This is a genomic window from Oscillibacter sp., from assembly GCF_031978065.1.
GTDB lineage: Bacteria > Bacillota > Clostridia > Oscillospirales > Oscillospiraceae > Oscillibacter.
On record NZ_DALZCH010000001.1, the window covers coordinates 1 to 16,419 of the forward strand.

A 16,419-nucleotide genomic window follows, 5' to 3' on the forward strand; every position below is an offset into this window, starting at 1 on the left:
CCTATATGTTATCCGGTTGACCGGAGAACAAGCTACATTATAAATGGCCTGCGGGTCTTTGTCAAGAGAAAACTCTCTCCTGCGATACACCGCGCGGCGCACCGCAGGGAGAATCTGGTGCACCTTCACGGATTCGAACCGGGGACCCACTGATTAAGAGTCAGTTGCTCTACCAACTGAGCTAAAGGTGCGTGTGGTGACCCGTACCGGATTCGAACCGATGTTAACGGCGTGAGAGGCCGCTGTCTTAACCACTTGACCAACGGGCCGCGTCGTCGACACAAATTTTGCTTTATTCGCTTCAGCCTTCGGCCAAAGCTCACACCGCTCCGTTGTGTCTCCTCTTCGCACCGAAACGGTGTTTCGTTGCGATTTGGACGGGGAATGAAAGATGCGTTGCCGCACCCTCAAAACCGAACAATGTATGATTTCCTTTCAAGGCTTATTGCCTGCACAATTGTAGGTCAAGCCCTCGGGCGATTAGTACCGATCAGCTCCACACATTACTGCGCTTTCACCTTCGGCCTATCAACCAGGTAGTCTTCCTGGGCCCTTACTTCTTTCGAATGAGAGATCTCATCTCAGGGAGAGTTTCACGCTTAGATGCCTTCAGCGTTTATCTCGTCCATACATAGCTACCCAGCTATGCCCTTGGCAGGACAACTGGTGCACCAGAGGTATGTCCATCCCGGTCCTCTCGTACTAAGGACAGCTCCCTTCAAATCTCTTACGCCCGCAACAGATAGGGACCGAACTGTCTCACGACGTTCTGAACCCAGCTCGCGTGCCACTTTAATCGGCGAACAGCCGAACCCTTGGGACCGAATACAGCCCCAGGATGTGACGAGCCGACATCGAGGTGCCAAACCTCCCCGTCGCTGTGGACGCTTGGGGGAGATCAGCCTGTTATCCCCAGGGTAGCTTTTATCCGTTGAGCGATGGCACTTCCACTTGCATACCACCGGATCACTAACTCCAACTTTCGTTCCTGCTCGACCCGTCGGTCTCGCAGTCAGGCTCGTTTATGCGTTTACACTCACTGCACGATTTCCGTCCGTGCTGAACGAACCTTTGAGCGCCTCCGTTACTCTTTAGGAGGCGACCGCCCCAGTCAAACTGCCCGCCTAACAGTGTCCCCCGACCCGATTCAGGGCCGCAGGTTAGAAAACCAGCAATTCAAGAGTGGTATCCCACCGTCGACTCCACACAAGCTGACGCCTGCGCTTCCAAGTCTCCCACCTATCCTGTACATGAATTACCGATTTCCAGTATTAAGCTGCAGTAAAGCTCCATGGGGTCTTTCCGTCTAGTTGCGGGTAACCGGCATCTTCACCGGTACTACAATTTCGCCGGGCGGGCTGTTGAGACAGTGCCCAAATCATTACGCCTTTCGTGCGGGTCAGAACTTACCTGACAAGGAATTTCGCTACCTTAGGACCGTTATAGTTACGGCCGCCGTTTACCGGGGCTTCAATTCAATGCTTCAGGTTGCCCCTGACATCTCCTCTTAACCTTCCGGCACCGGGCAGGCGTCAGCCCATATACGTCATCTTTCGATTTAGCATAGACCTGTGTTTTTGGTAAACAGTTGCTTGGGCCTATTCACTGCGGCCTTCATTGCTGAAGGCTCCCCTTCTTCCGAAGTTACGGGGTCAACTTGCCGAGTTCCTTAACAACCCTTCTCCCGTTGGCCTTAGGATTCTCTCCTCATCCACCTGTGTCGGTTTGCGGTACGGGCACCTTAGTATACACCAGAGCTTTTCTCGCCTCCAGGCATCGCGGACTTCGCTACTATAATTTCGCTCCCTTACGCCCGGGGCTACCAACGCCCGGGTTCCGCTATCCTGAAGTGTCCCTCTGGTTTAAAGTTCGGTGGCTACGGAATTTCTACCGTATGTGCATCGACTACGCCTTTCGGCCTCGCCTTAGCTCCCGGCTTACCTTGGGCGGACGAACCTTCCCCAAGAAACCTTAGATTTTCGGCCATCATGATTCCCACATGATTCTCGCTACTCATTCCGGCATTCTCACTTCCATACAGTCCACCGCTGCTTCCGCTGCGACTTCACCCCATATGGAACGCTCCCCTACCACTGTCATTACTGACAATCCTAAGCTTCGGTTGTATGCTTAGCCCCGTTACATTTTCCGCGCAGAACCACTCGACCAGTGAGCTATTACGCACTCTTTTAATGTGTGGCTGCTTCTGAGCCAACATCCTGGTTGTTTTCGCGATTCCACATCGTTTTCCACTTAGCATACATTTGGGACCTTAGCTGTAGGTCTGGGCTGTTTCCCTTTTGACAATGAAACTTATCTCACACTGTCTGACTGCTAACCATCAATTATCCGGCATTCTGAGTTTGATAGGCGTTGGTAACCTTATCGGCCCCGCTACCATTCAGTGCTTTACCTCCGGTAATCTAAGTTAACGCTAGCCCTAAAGCTATTTCGGGGAGAACCAGCTATCTCCGGGTTCGATTGGAATTTCACCGCTACCCACAAGTCATCCGCCACCATTGCAACGGGGGTCGGTTCGGTCCTCCATGGGGTTTTACCCCCACTTCAACCTGCTCATGGGTAGGTCACCCGGTTTCGGGTCTATGGCAACGAACTTTTTACGCCCTATTCAGACTCGCTTTCGCTACGCCTCCGGTACTGAATACCTTAAGCTTGCTCGTTACTATAACTCGCCGGACCGTTCTACAAAAAGTACGCCATCACGCATTAACGCGCTTTGACTGCTTGTAAGCACAAGGTTTCAGGTTCTATTTCACTCCCCTCCCGGGGTCCTTTTCACCTTTCCCTCACGGTACTGCTCCTCTATCGGTCACTGAGTAGTATTTAGGCTTGGAGGGTGGTCCCCCCTGTTTCCCACCGGGTTTCACGTGTCCAGCGGTACTCTGGATTCCAGCCAATCTGCATCGCCTTTCGTCTACGGGACTCTCACCCTGTGTCGTCGGCCTTCCCATACCGTTCGACTAGACTAGCAGATCTTATGCCGGTCCACAACCCCGGAGAATAAATCCTCCGGTTTGGCCTCTTCCGCGTTCGCTCGCCACTACTTACGGAATCTCTGTTGATTTCTCTTCCTCGCCCTACTTAGATGTTTCAGTTCAGGCGGTTCCCTTCCTACACCTATTTTATTCAATGCAGGATGACTGGATATTGTCCAGCCGGGTTTCCCCATTCGGAAATCTGCGGATCAATGGATATTTGCTCCTCCCCGCAGCTTATCGCAGCTTGTCGCGTCCTTCTTCGGCTCTCAGTGCCAAGGCATTCCCCTTGCGCTCTTATTAGCTTGACCTATCGTCGGCGCAAACTGCACTTCTTTCGCTTCCAGCTTTCACCAGAATACAAAATAAAAGCACACATTTGCGTTAACGTTTGTCAATAGAGATTTGGTTCTCTAAATGAGTAATCATGCAGGCAATCACAAAGAATTTTGCTCTCGAAATTGTAATTGTTACCCTTCATCTAAATAGATGTTGTTCCACAATTAAATTATCTTGCTATTTTCCACAACCATTGCTGGTTTATGAAAAACCTCTCTGTTGCCTTACTTCATTCTTCATACATTGTTCAGTTTTCAAGGTGCAGCTGCGTTCTCGCAACATCCGCTTGTCTTTATTTTTGTCCCCGGCTTGCGCCGCATTCAAAGATTCCGACCACTCTCTTGCTCCTCCTATTCGCGCCGAACAACGTTCGCTGCGAATTGAAACGGGGGTTGCACGAGGGCAGGATTTACGATAACACTTTTTCCAACCTCTTTTGAAGTCAGATCTCAAAGTCCAAATCCTTAGGCTTTGAGATCCAACAGCAAATGCTGTATTGGTGGGCCCGAGTGGGCTCGAACCACCGACCTTGCGATTATCAGTCGCACGCTCTAGCCAGCTGAGCTACGGGCCCGTCGTCGGAACAAGCTTCACTTCATTCGCTTCCGGCTTCGCCGAAAGCTCACTCCGTTGCGTTGTTCCTCCTCTTCGCGTCGAAATTGGAAATTTCTCCGCGATTTTGGACGTTTTTATTTGAAATTTCTGGTGGAGAATAACGGGATCGAACCGTTGACCTCCTGAATGCAAATCAGGCGCTCTCCCAGCTGAGCTAATCCCCCGTCGATCTCCCGGGCTTTGCCCGCCTGTCGGACGGATACCCTCTAAATTAAACAACGTAACTACTCATTCTTGCCCAGCGGCTGACCTTAGGAAGTTACGACATCTTATTCAGACGTCGAGTTCTCCTTAGAAAGGAGGTGATCCAGCCGCACCTTCCGATACGGCTACCTTGTTACGACTTCACCCCAGTCATCGGCCACACCGTGGCAAGCGCCCTCCCGAAGGTTAAGCTACCTGCTTCTGGTGCAACAAACTCCCATGGTGTGACGGGCGGTGTGTACAAGGCCCGGGAACGTATTCACCGCGGCATTCTGATCCGCGATTACTAGCGATTCCGACTTCATGGAGTCGAGTTGCAGACTCCAATCCGGACTGAGATAGGGTTTCTGGGATTGGCTTACCGTCGCCGGCTTGCAGCCCTCTGTCCCTACCATTGTAGTACGTGTGTAGCCCTGGCCGTAAGGGCCATGATGACTTGACGTCATCCCCACCTTCCTCCGGTTTGTCACCGGCGGTCTCCTTAGAGTTCCCACCATTACGTGCTGGCAACTAAGGACAAGGGTTGCGCTCGTTGCGGGACTTAACCCAACATCTCACGACACGAGCTGACGACAACCATGCACCACCTGTCTCTACTTTCCCCGAAGGGCACCTGACGTATCTCTACCTCGTTAGTAGGATGTCAAGTCCTGGTAAGGTTCTTCGCGTTGCTTCGAATTAAACCACATAATCCACCGCTTGTGCGGGCCCCCGTCAATTCCTTTGAGTTTCAACCTTGCGATCGTACTCCCCAGGTGCAATACTTATTGTGTTAACTGCGGCACGCAGGGGGTCAGTCCCCGCACACCTAGTATTGATCGTTTACAGCGTGGACTACCAGGGTATCTAATCCTGTTTGCTCCCCACGCTTTCGCGCCTCACCGTCAGTTATCGTCCAGTAATCCGCCTTCGCCACTGGTGTTCTTCCTTATATCTACGCATTTCACCGCTACACAAGGAATTCCGATTACCTCTCCGACACTCAAGAAAAGCAGTTTCAAATGCAGTTTGGAGGTTGAGCCTCCAGATTTCACATCTGACTTGCCTTCCCGGCTACACGCCCTTTACACCCAGTAAATCCGGACAACGCTTGCCACCTACGTATTACCGCGGCTGCTGGCACGTAGTTAGCCGTGGCTTATTCAAGGGGTACCGTCTTCTACTCTTCCCCCTTAAAAGAAGTTTACAACCCGAAAGCCTTCTTCCTTCACGCGGCGTTGCTGGGTCAGACTTGCGTCCATTGCCCAATATTCCCCACTGCTGCCTCCCGTAGGAGTCTGGGCCGTATCTCAGTCCCAATGTGGCCGGTCAACCTCTCAGTCCGGCTACTGATCGTCGACTTGGTAGGCCGTTACCCCACCAACTATCTAATCAGACGCGAGGCCATCTTTCAGCGATAAATCTTTGACATTCAAGTGATGCCACCCAAATGTTTTATGCGGTATTAGCAGTCGTTTCCAACTGTTGTCCCCCTCTGAAAGGCAGGTTCCTCACGCGTTACTCACCAGTCCGCCACTAAACATTCCTCTTCATTGGCCGAAACCTCTGTCAAGGGTGTTCCGTTCGACTTGCATGTGTTAAGCACGCCGCCAGCGTTCGTCCTGAGCCAGGATCAAACTCTCTATAAATGGTATTAAAACGAATCCGAAGATTCAGTCTAATCTTTCATAGAGCTATTCGTCATAGCTTCATGTTTTATAGTTACAGGTCCCGGTAATTGACTTAACCCGGCCCTGCAACTTCTTCGGTGACGCTTTGTGATTTCTCACGAAGCGTCTACCGCTGGTGCTTTCTTTTTTGTTACGTTGTTTAATTTACAAGGTACACGCCGCTTCAGCGGAACATTGCTATTGTACAAGATCAATCAAGTTTTGTCAAGAACTTTTTTCAACCGTTTTTGACTTTCTAACCGGTCGTCTTCGTAAGACAGCCTGATTAGTTTACCACATCTTACCGTGGTTTGTCAAGAACTTTTTCAACCGTTTTCGACATTTTAAACCGTTGCTCTTGTTCGGCAACCCAGTTAGAATACCATAGTTTCCCATGGTTTGTCAAGTACTTTTTTCAAGCCCTCAACCATTCTTTTCAGGTTTGCCGCCGCCCTCCCGGACAGCTTTGTTAGATTACCATACCCCATTCCGTTTGTCAATACGGTTTTTACATGTTTTTTACTTTTTTATACCAGCCATTATCTTGCCTCATACCGCGCCTTTTTAAACGCAATTCTCAAAATGTCTCTGTGTTTTTTTAATTGTATATGGTATGATGTGGTTGTTTGAATTTTACGAAACAGAGGTGATCTACCTGCGCATTCATCGTATGAGCGCCACTTTCGGAAAACTGAGCCAGCGGACTCTTCATCTTTCCGACGGGCTGAACATTATACAGGCTCCCAATGAAACCGGCAAATCTACCTGGTGCGCGTTTCTGCTCTCTATATTATATGGTATCAACAGCCGGGAGCGGGACCGCGCAGGCTTTATTGCCGACAAAAACCGTTACGCCCCTTGGAGCGGCGTGGCCATGTCCGGCCGGCTGGACTGCCGCGTCGGCGACAACGAGTTGACGCTGCTCCGCGAGACAAAGCGCCAGACCGCTCCTCTCGGGGACTTTAAGGCGGTCCGTGCGGGAACCATGGACGAATATCCCGGCCTAACCGGGCAAAACTGTGGGGAGACCCTTCTGGGCGTCAGCCGGGAGGTATACGAGCGCAGCGCCTTTATCCGTCAGGCCGGGCTGCCCGTGACGCAGGACGCGGGACTTGAAAAGCGCATTGCCGCCCTCATCACAACCGGCGAGGAGGACACCTCTTATTCCGAGGCCGCCGCCGCCCTGAATAAGCAGCTAAATCGCCGCCGCCACAATAAAACCGGACGGCTTCCTGCACTGGAGCTGGAGCTTTCGGATGCCGTCCGTCAGTTGGAGGCTCTGGCGGGGGCGGAAGCCCAACTGGTTGACCATCGTCGGGATCTCTTCCATCTGACGGAGCAGGAGACAGAGCTTTCCCGGCTTTTAAAGCTTCACGACCTCTGGGACGCCGCTAAGGAGCGTCGCCTTTTATCTGAAGTGGAGTCCGCCGCCGAGGACGCGGAACAAACCGCCGCCAATCTCCGCCGCCGGGCGGAGGACACTCGCCTTCCGGAAAACGAAAGCATCGGTCGCCTCCGGGGGGCCATCGTCAATCTTGAAACGGTGCGCAAAAGCGTGAATGCCGCCATGGCGGAAAAGGACACGGCTATGAAGGCGGGCGTGAAAGCCGAAACCGCCGTCAGCGAAAGCCCCTTCGCGGGGCGAACAGCGGAGGAAGCCCACAGAGCGGCGCAAAACGCACCCCCGATCCGCCCCAAGACGTGGTGGTTTTCCATTCTCCTGCTGGCCGTTGGCGCGGGCGGAACCTTTCTTCTTAGCGCTTTGAACGGGGAGCCGTACCCTTTGTGGGCACTTGCCGCAATGGGAGGCGTCGGCTTTTTGTCGGGCGTTCATGCCGTCTTCAGCCGAGAACGGGGCGACCGGAAGAAGCAGTCTGCATATCTCGCCACCTACGGCGCATCCTCTGCCGAAGGCCTTGCCGCTCTGGCCGACGACTACGCCGCCGCCTGCCGCCGCCGGGACGAGGCCCAAAACGCGGTGGTGAAGGCCACCGCCACCTATGACGCACTGTACGCCTCCCTCACCTCCAACGAGCAGGGCATCTTGCTGGAGGTCCGCCGCTTTGCCCCCGCCGCCTTTGACATTCCGGCCGCCGACGCAGCGCTGCGGGAATGTGCCGTCCGGCGCAGAGAGCTGTCCGCGGCCGAAAGCGCAGCGGAAGCCGCGCGACTGCGGTACGAAACCATGCGCCGCCAGACGCCCTACAGGGACCCTTCTGCGGAAGAGCCCTCTGCGCCCCCCTCCCAAAGCCGGGAAAACCTGAATGCCGAGCTTCTCTCCGTGAAAGCCGCGCTCTCCGCCGCCCAGTCCGCCGCCGACCGCCTCACCGGCCAGATGACCTCCCTTGGCGGGCGGGAAGCGCTGGAGGCGCAGACGGAACAGCTTCGCTTGCAGATTGATTTGCTGGAGGGCGAATATCAGTCCATTGCGCTGGCGATGGAGACGCTGGACGATGCCAACGCCGCGCTGCAAAACCGCTTCTCTCCCCTGCTGGGCCGCCGGACGGCGGAGCTTTTCTCCGCGCTTACCGATGGGGCCTATTCCGGCGTGGTGCTGGACCGATCATTCCGCCTCTCCGCCGAGCCGACGGGAGACACGGTGTGGCGGGACGCGGGACTGCTCTCCACCGGGGCAGGCGACCAACTGTATCTTGCAGCGCGGCTGGCCATCTGCGAGCTGGTTCTGCCGGATATGGACCCGCCGCCTTTGGTGTTGGACGACGCGCTGGCAAATTTCGACGACTCCCGCTGCGCATCCGCTCTGCGGCTTTTAAAGGAGGAGGGGAAAAAACGTCAGCTTCTTCTTTTCACTTGCCACAGCCGGGAAGCCGCCTTTTTTGCGGACGATCCAGAGGTTTCCGTTCAAAGGTTGACGAACGACCCGTCCGAGGTATAAGATAACGGTTGCATTGATAAAGGCGGACCCCATTTTCCCGCCGACACCTTTAATATGGCAAAAGGAGTTTTGACATGAGTGAATGCACCCACGAGTGTTCCGCCTGCGGCGAGAGCTGCGCGGAGCGTCAGGGACCCCAGTCCCTGCTGAAGGAGGCCAATCCCGAAAGCCGCATCGGGAAGGTTTTTGGCGTTGTCTCCGGCAAGGGCGGCGTCGGAAAATCCATGGTGACCAGCCAGTTGGCGGTGACTATGCGTCGGCGGGGCTTCAAGGTCGGCGTGCTGGACGCCGATATCACCGGTCCCTCGATCCCCAAGGCCTTCGGTATCCATGAAAAGGCCCGGAGTGACGGGCACTCTCTCCTCCCCGCCGTGACCAAAACCGGCATTGAGATCATGTCGGTGAACCTTCTGCTGGATAACGAGACAGACCCGGTCATCTGGCGCGGCCCCGTGATTTCCGGGGTGGTTCAGCAGTTCTGGACGGACGTAATCTGGGACGTGGACTATCTGTTTGTGGATATGCCCCCGGGAACCGGCGACGTGTCCCTCTCCGTGTTCCAGTCTATTCCGCTGGACGGCATCCTTGTGGTGGCCTCTCCGCAGGAGCTGGTGAGCATGGTGGTGGAAAAGGCCGTGAAGATGGCGGAGATGATGGAAGTCCCCATTCTGGGCCTGGTGGAGAACATGAGCTACGTGGCCTGCCCGGACTGCGGAAAGAAAATCTATCTCTTTGGCGAGGGGAAAACTGCCGAAGCCGCCGCACGACACAACCTGAAGCTTCTTTCCCAGATGCCCGTCGACCCGGCCCTCGCGGCCCTGACCGACGCAGGCAGCATCGAGGATTTTCAGGGCGACTGGCTCAGCCCTGCCGCCAACGCCGCCGAGGGCAAATAATTGCACTGCAAAGCGCGGCGGGCATCGTTTGATGCCCCCGCGCTTTTTTCATAGGAAAAGGTTAGCACGCAGCCGGGGATTTGTCTTTCCCGCAAACCACAATTTGCCGTGTAAAGACAAAATCCACAAGCATTGTCGCCACAGCATCCATATTTTGTTCTTTAAAAACAGTTGCAAAATTGCAGACTATCTATAATAATAGAGTGATAATAGAATCGGTCGAAAACCGCCCGTCTCCCCATGGGGGACAAACTGAAAGAGGGGGATATCAACACATGCAGGAATTGAAAGACCGCATCGTCAGGGAGGGCAAAGTTCTCCCCGGCAATATCATCAAGGTGGACGGCTTTTTGAACCACCGGGTCGATCCCACCATTATGGTTCACATCGCCGATGAATTTGGCCGTCACTTTGACATGGATCAGGTCAGCGTGATTCTCACCGCGGAGGCCAGCGGCATCGCGCTGGCGGCCATCTGTGCCGAGCGCTTCAGCAAGCCCATGATTTTTGCAAAAAAGGCAAAGAGTGACAACATCGAGGGCGGACTTTACCAGAGCGATATTTTTTCCTATACCTATAAGAAAAAAGTCACCCTGCTGGTGAACAAGGAATGGCTCAGCTCCGAGGACAAGGTCCTGATTGTGGACGATTTCATGGCCAACGGAGAGGCCATGCGGGGCCTGTGCGACATTGTCACCAGCGCGGGAGCCACGCTGGTGGGCATCGGCTGCGCCGTGGAGAAGGGCTTTCAAGGCGGCGGTGACCGGCTTCGCGCCGCCGGGATGAACCTGAAGTCCCTTGCCATCATTGAATCCGCCGAGCCCGGCAACATCGTATTCCGGGAGGACGACTGATATGCAGAAGGTCATTGTTTTGGACTTTGGGGGGCAGTATAACCAGCTCATCGCCCGCCGCGTCCGGGAGTGCAATGTATACTGCGAGGTAAAGTCCTATACCACCCCCCTTTCTCAGCTTGCATCCGAAAAGCCCATTGGCATTATCTTTACCGGCGGACCCAGCAGCGTGTACGACCCCGCTTCCCCACAGGTGGACCCGGCCATTTTTGAACTGGGTATTCCTATTTTGGGCATTTGTTACGGTTGCCAGCTCATGGCCCATCATCTGGGCGGACGTGTCACCGCGGGCACCGAGGATACCGCCCGGGAGTACGGCAAGACCGACACGTTTTTTGAGACAGACTGTAAGCTCTTTAAGGGTCTTGACAAAGAGGGCGTCACCTGGATGAGCCACGGGGACTATATGGAAAAGGTTCCCGATGGATTTTCCCTTGTGGCTCACTCCGCCGCTTGCCCCACCGTTGCCATCTGCGACGAAAGCCGGGGCTTTTACGGTGTCCAGTTCCACCCCGAGGTGAACCACACACAGCACGGCACCGATATGATCCGCAACTTCCTCTATGAGGTCTGCGGCGCGGCGGGCGACTGGACCATGGGCGACTATCGGGATACCGCCGTGGCCCAGATCCGGGAGAAAGTTGGCGACGGCAAGGTGCTGCTGGCTCTTTCCGGCGGGGTGGACTCCTCTGTGGCTGCGGCGCTGATTGCCGAAGCCGTGGGCAAGCAGCTCACCTGCGTGTTTGTGGACCACGGCCTCATGCGCCTGAACGAGGGCGACGAGGTGGAGGCCGCGTTTAAAAAGTGGGATATCAACTTTATCCGTGCCGATGTCGAAGCCTTGTTTTTAGGAAAGCTTGCAGGGGAAATCGAGCCGGAGCGCAAGCGGAAGATCATCGGTGAGGAGTTCATCCGCGTTTTCGAGGCCGAGGCCAAGAAGATCGGCAAGGTGGACTATCTGGCGCAGGGCACCATTTATCCAGATGTGATCGAGTCCGGCCTTGGCGCCTCCGCCACCATCAAAAGCCACCACAATGTCGGTGGCCTGCCCGACTACGTGGACTTCAAGGAGATTATTGAGCCGCTGCGGATGCTGTTCAAGGACGAGGTCCGCGGCCTTGGCCGCGAGCTGGGTCTGCCGGAATATCTTGTGATGCGCCAGCCCTTTCCCGGTCCCGGGCTTGCCATCCGGGTGATTGGCGAAATCACGAAGGAAAAGCTGGACACTCTGCGCCTTGCGGATTTCATTTTCCGGGACGAGGTGGCAAAGGCCAAGCTGGAAGATTCCATGAACCAGTATTTCGCGGTGCTCACCAATATGCGCTCCGTGGGCGTGATGGGCGACAGGCGGACCTATGACTACACGCTGGCTCTGCGCAGCGTGACCACCACGGACTTCATGACCGCCGACTGGACCCGCATCCCCTACGATGTATTGGATCGCGTCTCCACCCGCATCGTCAACGAAGTCCCCCACATCAACCGCATTGTCTACGATATTACCTCCAAGCCCCCCGCCACCATCGAGTGGGAGTAAATAAAAGAACGCCGGAAACCCGCATGACTGCTGGGTTTCCGGCGTTTTATTTTGTTCTTTGAGAGGCGCTCCGCTCCAAATTCACATGAACTCAGCAGAAAGCGTCTGCCTCATATTTCAATTTATCCGCCATTTGTTCGCTTTGGAAGCAGGACTGACACTGCTTCGCGCAGGGCGCCGCATTGATCCCGCAATGCAGCATGCCCTCGGAGCTGTTTTTCCGATTTTCCTCAATGGCCAAAAGCACCTCATGATAGGGAATCAGAGGATCAATTCCCGAAAGCGCAAGGTCCGCATACAGGGGAGCCGTTACCGCCGCGCGAATTGTGCGCGTAATACAGGGAAATTCCTTGCCTCCGGGAATCGGGTCGCAGGGAATTCCAAGGCTTGCCTGCAAGGCCATGGATGCCGCATTTTCCACCTGCTGGCCGTCTCCGCCCGCCATCCATGTAATGGCTCCGCTGCCCATGGCGCAGCAAATCCCGGATTCTCCAACGCAGCCGGAATTGCCGCTGGCCTGCGCGTTGGTGAACGCGATTGCCCCCAGTCCGGCGGCGACAATCAAGCCCTCAATCACCTTTTCACGGCTGAACCCATGCGCTTCACGAACAGCGTCAATCGCACTATACAGATAGCCGCCGCCGGTTCCCATAGGTCCCGGGACAATCTTCGTGCCCGGAAGCTTTGCATTGGTGGACATGGCATGGGTAATGATATGCCGGGTAATGGGGTCTTCCAAAACTCTCCCGGATTGAAGATACCGATTCCATGTGCGGCCGTAAATCGGAAGATTTGGGGTGTCCTTTGCCCGGTCGTATCCAACTGTCTCCAGCGAGTGAATCTGGTTGAAAAGTATGTCGTTAATCTTCTCAAAATAGTCCCAGACCTTTTGGTCTGTCCAGCCGGAAAACCCTTTTTCATACTCAATTGCCGCTTGAACAAAGCTGATGCCCCGTTCCTCAGAGACCTGCCGCCATTCCTGAACATTCTTAAATAGCTGCGGCTTTCGATTTCTCGTGGTAACGACGGGAAGCAGCGCGGGCAAGAGCCTCCATTCTGCCCTGTCTGCAAAAATCTCGTCAAATGCATTTTCATCAGGCAAGGATGAGAATTCTACGAAGAGCGCGTGCCGCCCCTCACCGTCCTCATAGTAGGCGGTTTCCAGAAGATCGTGAAGCCGCTCCCGCACCTTTTGTTCCGCCTCATGCAGAAACGCATGCTCTTCATCCCATGCAAGCAGAGCAAACGTATCGGCCTGCCACGCAATGGGAAAGCCATGAATCAAGTAGGTACTGACCATGCCCCCGCCGATTGAGCGGGCCGTAAGCACAGCAGTGTCCCCCTCGGTACCCGTAAGCTCAAAGGTCGTGCTTCCGGGCCAACTGTTGTCTGACAGAAGCTCGCCGAATTCGTAAGAGATTCTCGCCTGACGGGCCAGCTCATGCGCGTCAAACAGCCGGATATCGTCGGTGGAAAAGTCCTGAAGTCCGCCCAGATAGCCCCGGTCATCCATCATGTTGCCCAGAGACTTCATGTGATTGTCACCAGGGTTGAACAGGATTCGCACCCGCTTTGGCTCACTCTTCAAAGCATATCTGGCGATGCGGCCCACCCGGCTGGTTCCGGCAAAGCTACCGCTGGAGCCGGGCTGCATGATGGGGCCAAAAACATCATTAAAAAAGTCGGGGTAAAATAATTTAGGCATCCCTATCCCTCCTTGTCATCAGCAATTGTTTCCACGGCAATCCGGGCCATCAGCCGGGCAGCGGGCGCCAGCGCGGACAGATCGGCGGAAAAGCCTGCATTGTGCAGGGGGAAGGTATCCCCGATTCCCACATGGAAGAGCGCGCCGGGAATCAACTCCTGATAGCAGGAAAAATCCTCTCCCCCCATCTCGGGGTGCTGTGGAACGACTGTAACTCCATTGTTCAGGGCCGTCTGCGCAATCAACTTCGCCAAATTTCCATCATTATTGGTGGCGGGACATCCGGGCAGCCATTGAAACTCCGTTTGATATCCTTCGGCTTGCAGGGCATTCAGCTTATTTTCCATGCTTTCGACAACCTGCTGCCGAACTGACGGGTTAAAGCTGCGCACGGTTCCCTCCAATTCCGCACTGCCGGGAATAATGTTCCAGCTTGTGCCGGAAGTAACCCGGGTGACGCTGACCACAGCGGATTCGCGGGAACTGATTCCACGGCTGACAATTTCCTGAAGTGAGCCAATCAACCGCGCGGCGGCAGGAATAGGGTCAAGCCCGTCCTGTGGCGCGCTGCCGTGGCATCCCTTGCCGATAATCTTTATAACAAACCGGTCCACAGCGGCGGAAAAAGGCCCGCCGGAGATTCCGATGGCGCCCACCGGCATTCCGCTGCGAACGTGCAGGGCAAGAATCCGCTGAATTCCATAGGTCTTAAATATCCCGGTCTGCACCACCTTTTCTCCGCCATGTTCCGCCTCCTCCGCCGGCTGGAACAGCAGCATCACCGTTCCGGGAAGGGATTCCCGCTGCGCTGCCAAAAGCGCCGCCACGCCCAATAGAGCGGTGGTGTGAAAATCATGCCCGCAAGCATGCATACGCCCCGCGTTTTCAGAGCTGTACACAAGCTCACTGGCCTCTGTAATTGGAAGCGCGTCAATATCTGCGCGGATGGCAATAACAGGTCCCGGAGCGTTTCCAACAATTCTTGCCAGCGCCCCCGTCGGAAGGCCCAGTTCCAGCAACTCGACTCCTTCAATTTTGGACAGCAGTTCTTTAATTTTCCGCGTTGTTTCATGCTCTTCCAGCGCCAGCTCCGGGTGACGATGGAACCACTTAAAGCACTCTTTCAGGTTTTCCTTAAACTCCAAATCCGCCGGTTTTATTTCGTTTACATTCATCATATCACTCTCCTGCGGCTATTCCCAGATGTGCCTGACGGAGAAACAGTCTGGTCCGCTCGTGCTGGGGGCAGCAAAACAGTTGTTCCGGCGTTCCGTCTTCTAAAATAACGCCCTCATCCAGCAAAATCACTCTGGTGGAAACGCTGCGCACAAACCGCATCTCATGGGATACGACGATCATGGTCATGCCGTCCTTTGCAATTTCGTTCATCACCGTCAGCACCTCACCCACCCACTCAGGGTCCAGCGCGCTTGTCGGCTCGTCGAATAAAATCACGTCCGGGTCCACGGCAAGCGCCCGGGCGATTCCAACCCGCTGCTGCTGTCCGCCGGATAAAAAGTCGGGGTAGGCATCCGCTTTGTTCAAAAGGCCCACCCTGTCCAGAAGCTGTCTGCCCCGGAGGATTGCGTCCTGTTTGTTCATTTTCTTCACGCACAGCAGGCTCTGCGTCACGTTTTCCAAGGCGGTTTTGTTGCGGAACAGATTATAGTGCTGGAACACCATGGCCGATTTATCCCGCAAACCGGAAATCTGCTTTTTGGTGGCGGTTTTTGCGTCTATTGCAGCGCCGTTAAGTTCGATTTGTCCCTCATCGGGCGCATCCAGCCAGTTGATCGCCCGCAGAAGCGTGGTCTTTCCCGCGCCAGAAGGGCCGATCATCGTGACAATCTCGCCCTGCCGGATATCCAAATCAATACCGCGTAAAATTACATTTTCGCCAAACTTCTTTTTGAGATTTCTAATGTGAATCACCTTGCGGCCCTCCTCTCATATCTGCGCACTCTCTTTTCCCAGCGATCAAACAGATACTCCAGCACGATGCAGCAGCCCCAGTAAATTAGAGCGACCACAATATACACCTCGAAAAACCGGAAGGAACGCGACCCCACGATTTTGGCGGCGGCCATCATTTCAATTACGGAGATGTTAAAAATCAGGCTGGTTTCCTTCAGCAGGGAAATAAAAGAATTTCCAAGCGGCGGCAGCGCAACCGTAAACGCCCGAGGGAGAACCACGCGGAACAGCGCCTGCCGATTCGTCATATTGACGCTGTAACAGGCTTTAATTTGCCCTGCGTCAACGGAGATCATCGCGCTGCGAATGGTTTCCGACATGAACGCGCAGCTGTTCAGGGACAGTGCCACCACGGCGAAAACAGAGGCGGGAATCCCATTGACCGAAAGGCTGGTTCCAAGCTGATCGTTGAGGCTGCGCAAAAAAACCGGAATCCCGTAATAGGCCACCAAAAGCTGCACCATGGCCGGCGTGCCGCGAGCAAAGGATAAGTAAATCTTGCACAGGGGCGAGAGAATACGGATATTAAAATACCGGACAAACGCCACGCCAAATCCCAGTATAAGCGCAATGATTCCCGAGCAGGCCGCAATCTTCAGCGTAACAGGCAGATATGAAATGATTTCAGGTACGGTTGAAATCATGAATTCAAGGTCAAACACTTTTCCCATAGAGATAATCCTTTCTGATTGCGGTGAAAGACATCTGCTTCCATACGCCCAAATGCCGCGCTGAGACTACGGCCGCCCGCTTC

Annotated in this window: 8 protein-coding genes, 4 tRNA genes and 2 rRNA genes; 4 read left to right on the forward strand and 10 right to left on the reverse strand. The window is 54.7% G+C overall.

Annotation, left to right across the window (positions count from 1 at the left end):
• Positions 1 to 115: 115 nt before the first annotated feature.
• From RTK01_RS00005 to RTK01_RS00030, 6 genes are all read right to left on the reverse strand, one after another.
• A tRNA-Lys gene (locus tag RTK01_RS00005) sits at positions 116 to 191 on the reverse strand.
• Between the two features lie 3 nt (positions 192 to 194).
• Positions 195 to 269: transfer RNA gene (locus tag RTK01_RS00010), tRNA-Glu, on the reverse strand.
• A 191-nt stretch (positions 270 to 460) separates the two neighbouring features.
• A 23S ribosomal RNA gene (locus tag RTK01_RS00015) occupies positions 461 to 3,307 on the reverse strand.
• Positions 3,308 to 3,832: 525 nt separating this feature from the next.
• Positions 3,833 to 3,909, reverse strand: a tRNA-Ile gene (locus tag RTK01_RS00020).
• Positions 3,910 to 4,038: 129 nt separating this feature from the next.
• Positions 4,039 to 4,114 (reverse strand) — tRNA-Ala (locus RTK01_RS00025).
• A gap of 131 nt (positions 4,115 to 4,245) precedes the next feature.
• Positions 4,246 to 5,782: ribosomal RNA gene (locus RTK01_RS00030) — 16S ribosomal RNA — on the reverse strand.
• The 16S and 23S rRNA genes sit together here with 4 tRNA genes alongside, the layout of an rRNA operon.
• Before the next feature lie 634 nt (positions 5,783 to 6,416).
• Here RTK01_RS00030 and RTK01_RS00035 point away from each other — a divergent pair.
• The 4 genes from RTK01_RS00035 to guaA all read left to right on the forward strand — a co-directional run bounded on the left by RTK01_RS00035 (position 6,417) and on the right by guaA (position 11,986).
• On the forward strand, positions 6,417 to 8,699 hold the full coding sequence (locus RTK01_RS00035; RefSeq protein WP_312279008.1) for an AAA family ATPase: 2,283 nt from the start codon (positions 6,417 to 6,419) through the stop codon (positions 8,697 to 8,699).
• 74 nt (positions 8,700 to 8,773) lie between these two features.
• Positions 8,774 to 9,595 (forward strand): Mrp/NBP35 family ATP-binding protein, encoded by an 822-nt coding sequence (locus RTK01_RS00040; RefSeq protein ID WP_312279009.1) that lies wholly within the window; start codon positions 8,774 to 8,776, stop codon positions 9,593 to 9,595.
• Positions 9,596 to 9,870: 275 nt separating this feature from the next.
• A complete protein-coding gene (locus RTK01_RS00045; protein ID WP_312279010.1) occupies positions 9,871 to 10,449 on the forward strand; it encodes a xanthine phosphoribosyltransferase in 579 nt (192 codons plus the stop codon).
• 1 nt (position 10,450) lies between these two features.
• Positions 10,451 to 11,986, forward strand: coding sequence for a glutamine-hydrolyzing GMP synthase (gene guaA, locus RTK01_RS00050; RefSeq protein ID WP_312279011.1), 1,536 nt, complete (start codon positions 10,451 to 10,453; stop codon positions 11,984 to 11,986).
• A gap of 91 nt (positions 11,987 to 12,077) precedes the next feature.
• On the opposite strand, the gene RTK01_RS00055 is transcribed toward guaA, so the two are convergent.
• Genes RTK01_RS00055 through RTK01_RS00070 form a run of 4 tightly spaced genes read right to left on the reverse strand, consistent with a single transcriptional unit; the run spans position 12,078 to position 16,336 of the window.
• Entirely contained in the window at positions 12,078 to 13,691 is a 1,614-nt protein-coding gene (locus tag RTK01_RS00055) for an L-serine ammonia-lyase, iron-sulfur-dependent, subunit alpha (protein WP_312279012.1), read from the reverse strand.
• A 2-nt stretch (positions 13,692 to 13,693) separates the two neighbouring features.
• On the reverse strand, positions 13,694 to 14,869 hold the full coding sequence (locus RTK01_RS00060) for an amidohydrolase (protein WP_312279013.1): 1,176 nt from the start codon (positions 14,867 to 14,869) through the stop codon (positions 13,694 to 13,696).
• A 1-nt stretch (position 14,870) separates the two neighbouring features.
• Positions 14,871 to 15,623 carry an amino acid ABC transporter ATP-binding protein gene (locus RTK01_RS00065; RefSeq protein ID WP_312279014.1) on the reverse strand — a complete coding sequence of 251 codons (753 nt, stop codon included), beginning with the start codon at positions 15,621 to 15,623 and terminating at the stop codon, positions 14,871 to 14,873.
• A complete protein-coding gene (locus RTK01_RS00070; RefSeq protein ID WP_312279015.1) occupies positions 15,620 to 16,336 on the reverse strand; it encodes an amino acid ABC transporter permease in 717 nt (238 codons plus the stop codon). The genes RTK01_RS00065 and RTK01_RS00070 overlap by 4 nt, the downstream gene beginning before the upstream one ends.
• Positions 16,337 to 16,419: the final 83 nt, after the last annotated feature.

Excerpts from the sequence above, each read along its gene's own strand:
- RTK01_RS00040 (WP_312279009.1), top strand. The coding sequence starts at position 8,774 with ATGAGTGAATGCACCCACGAGTGTTCCGCCTGCGGCGAGAGCTGCGCG.
- RTK01_RS00055 (WP_312279012.1), bottom strand. The coding sequence starts at position 13,691 with ATGCCTAAATTATTTTACCCCGACTTTTTTAATGATGTTTTTGGCCCC.
- guaA (WP_312279011.1), top strand. The coding sequence starts at position 10,451 with ATGCAGAAGGTCATTGTTTTGGACTTTGGGGGGCAGTATAACCAGCTC.
- RTK01_RS00060 (WP_312279013.1), bottom strand. The coding sequence starts at position 14,869 with ATGATGAATGTAAACGAAATAAAACCGGCGGATTTGGAGTTTAAGGAA.
- RTK01_RS00045 (WP_312279010.1), top strand. The coding sequence starts at position 9,871 with ATGCAGGAATTGAAAGACCGCATCGTCAGGGAGGGCAAAGTTCTCCCC.
- RTK01_RS00070 (WP_312279015.1), bottom strand. The coding sequence starts at position 16,336 with ATGGGAAAAGTGTTTGACCTTGAATTCATGATTTCAACCGTACCTGAA.
- RTK01_RS00035 (WP_312279008.1), top strand. The coding sequence starts at position 6,417 with ATGATGTGGTTGTTTGAATTTTACGAAACAGAGGTGATCTACCTGCGC.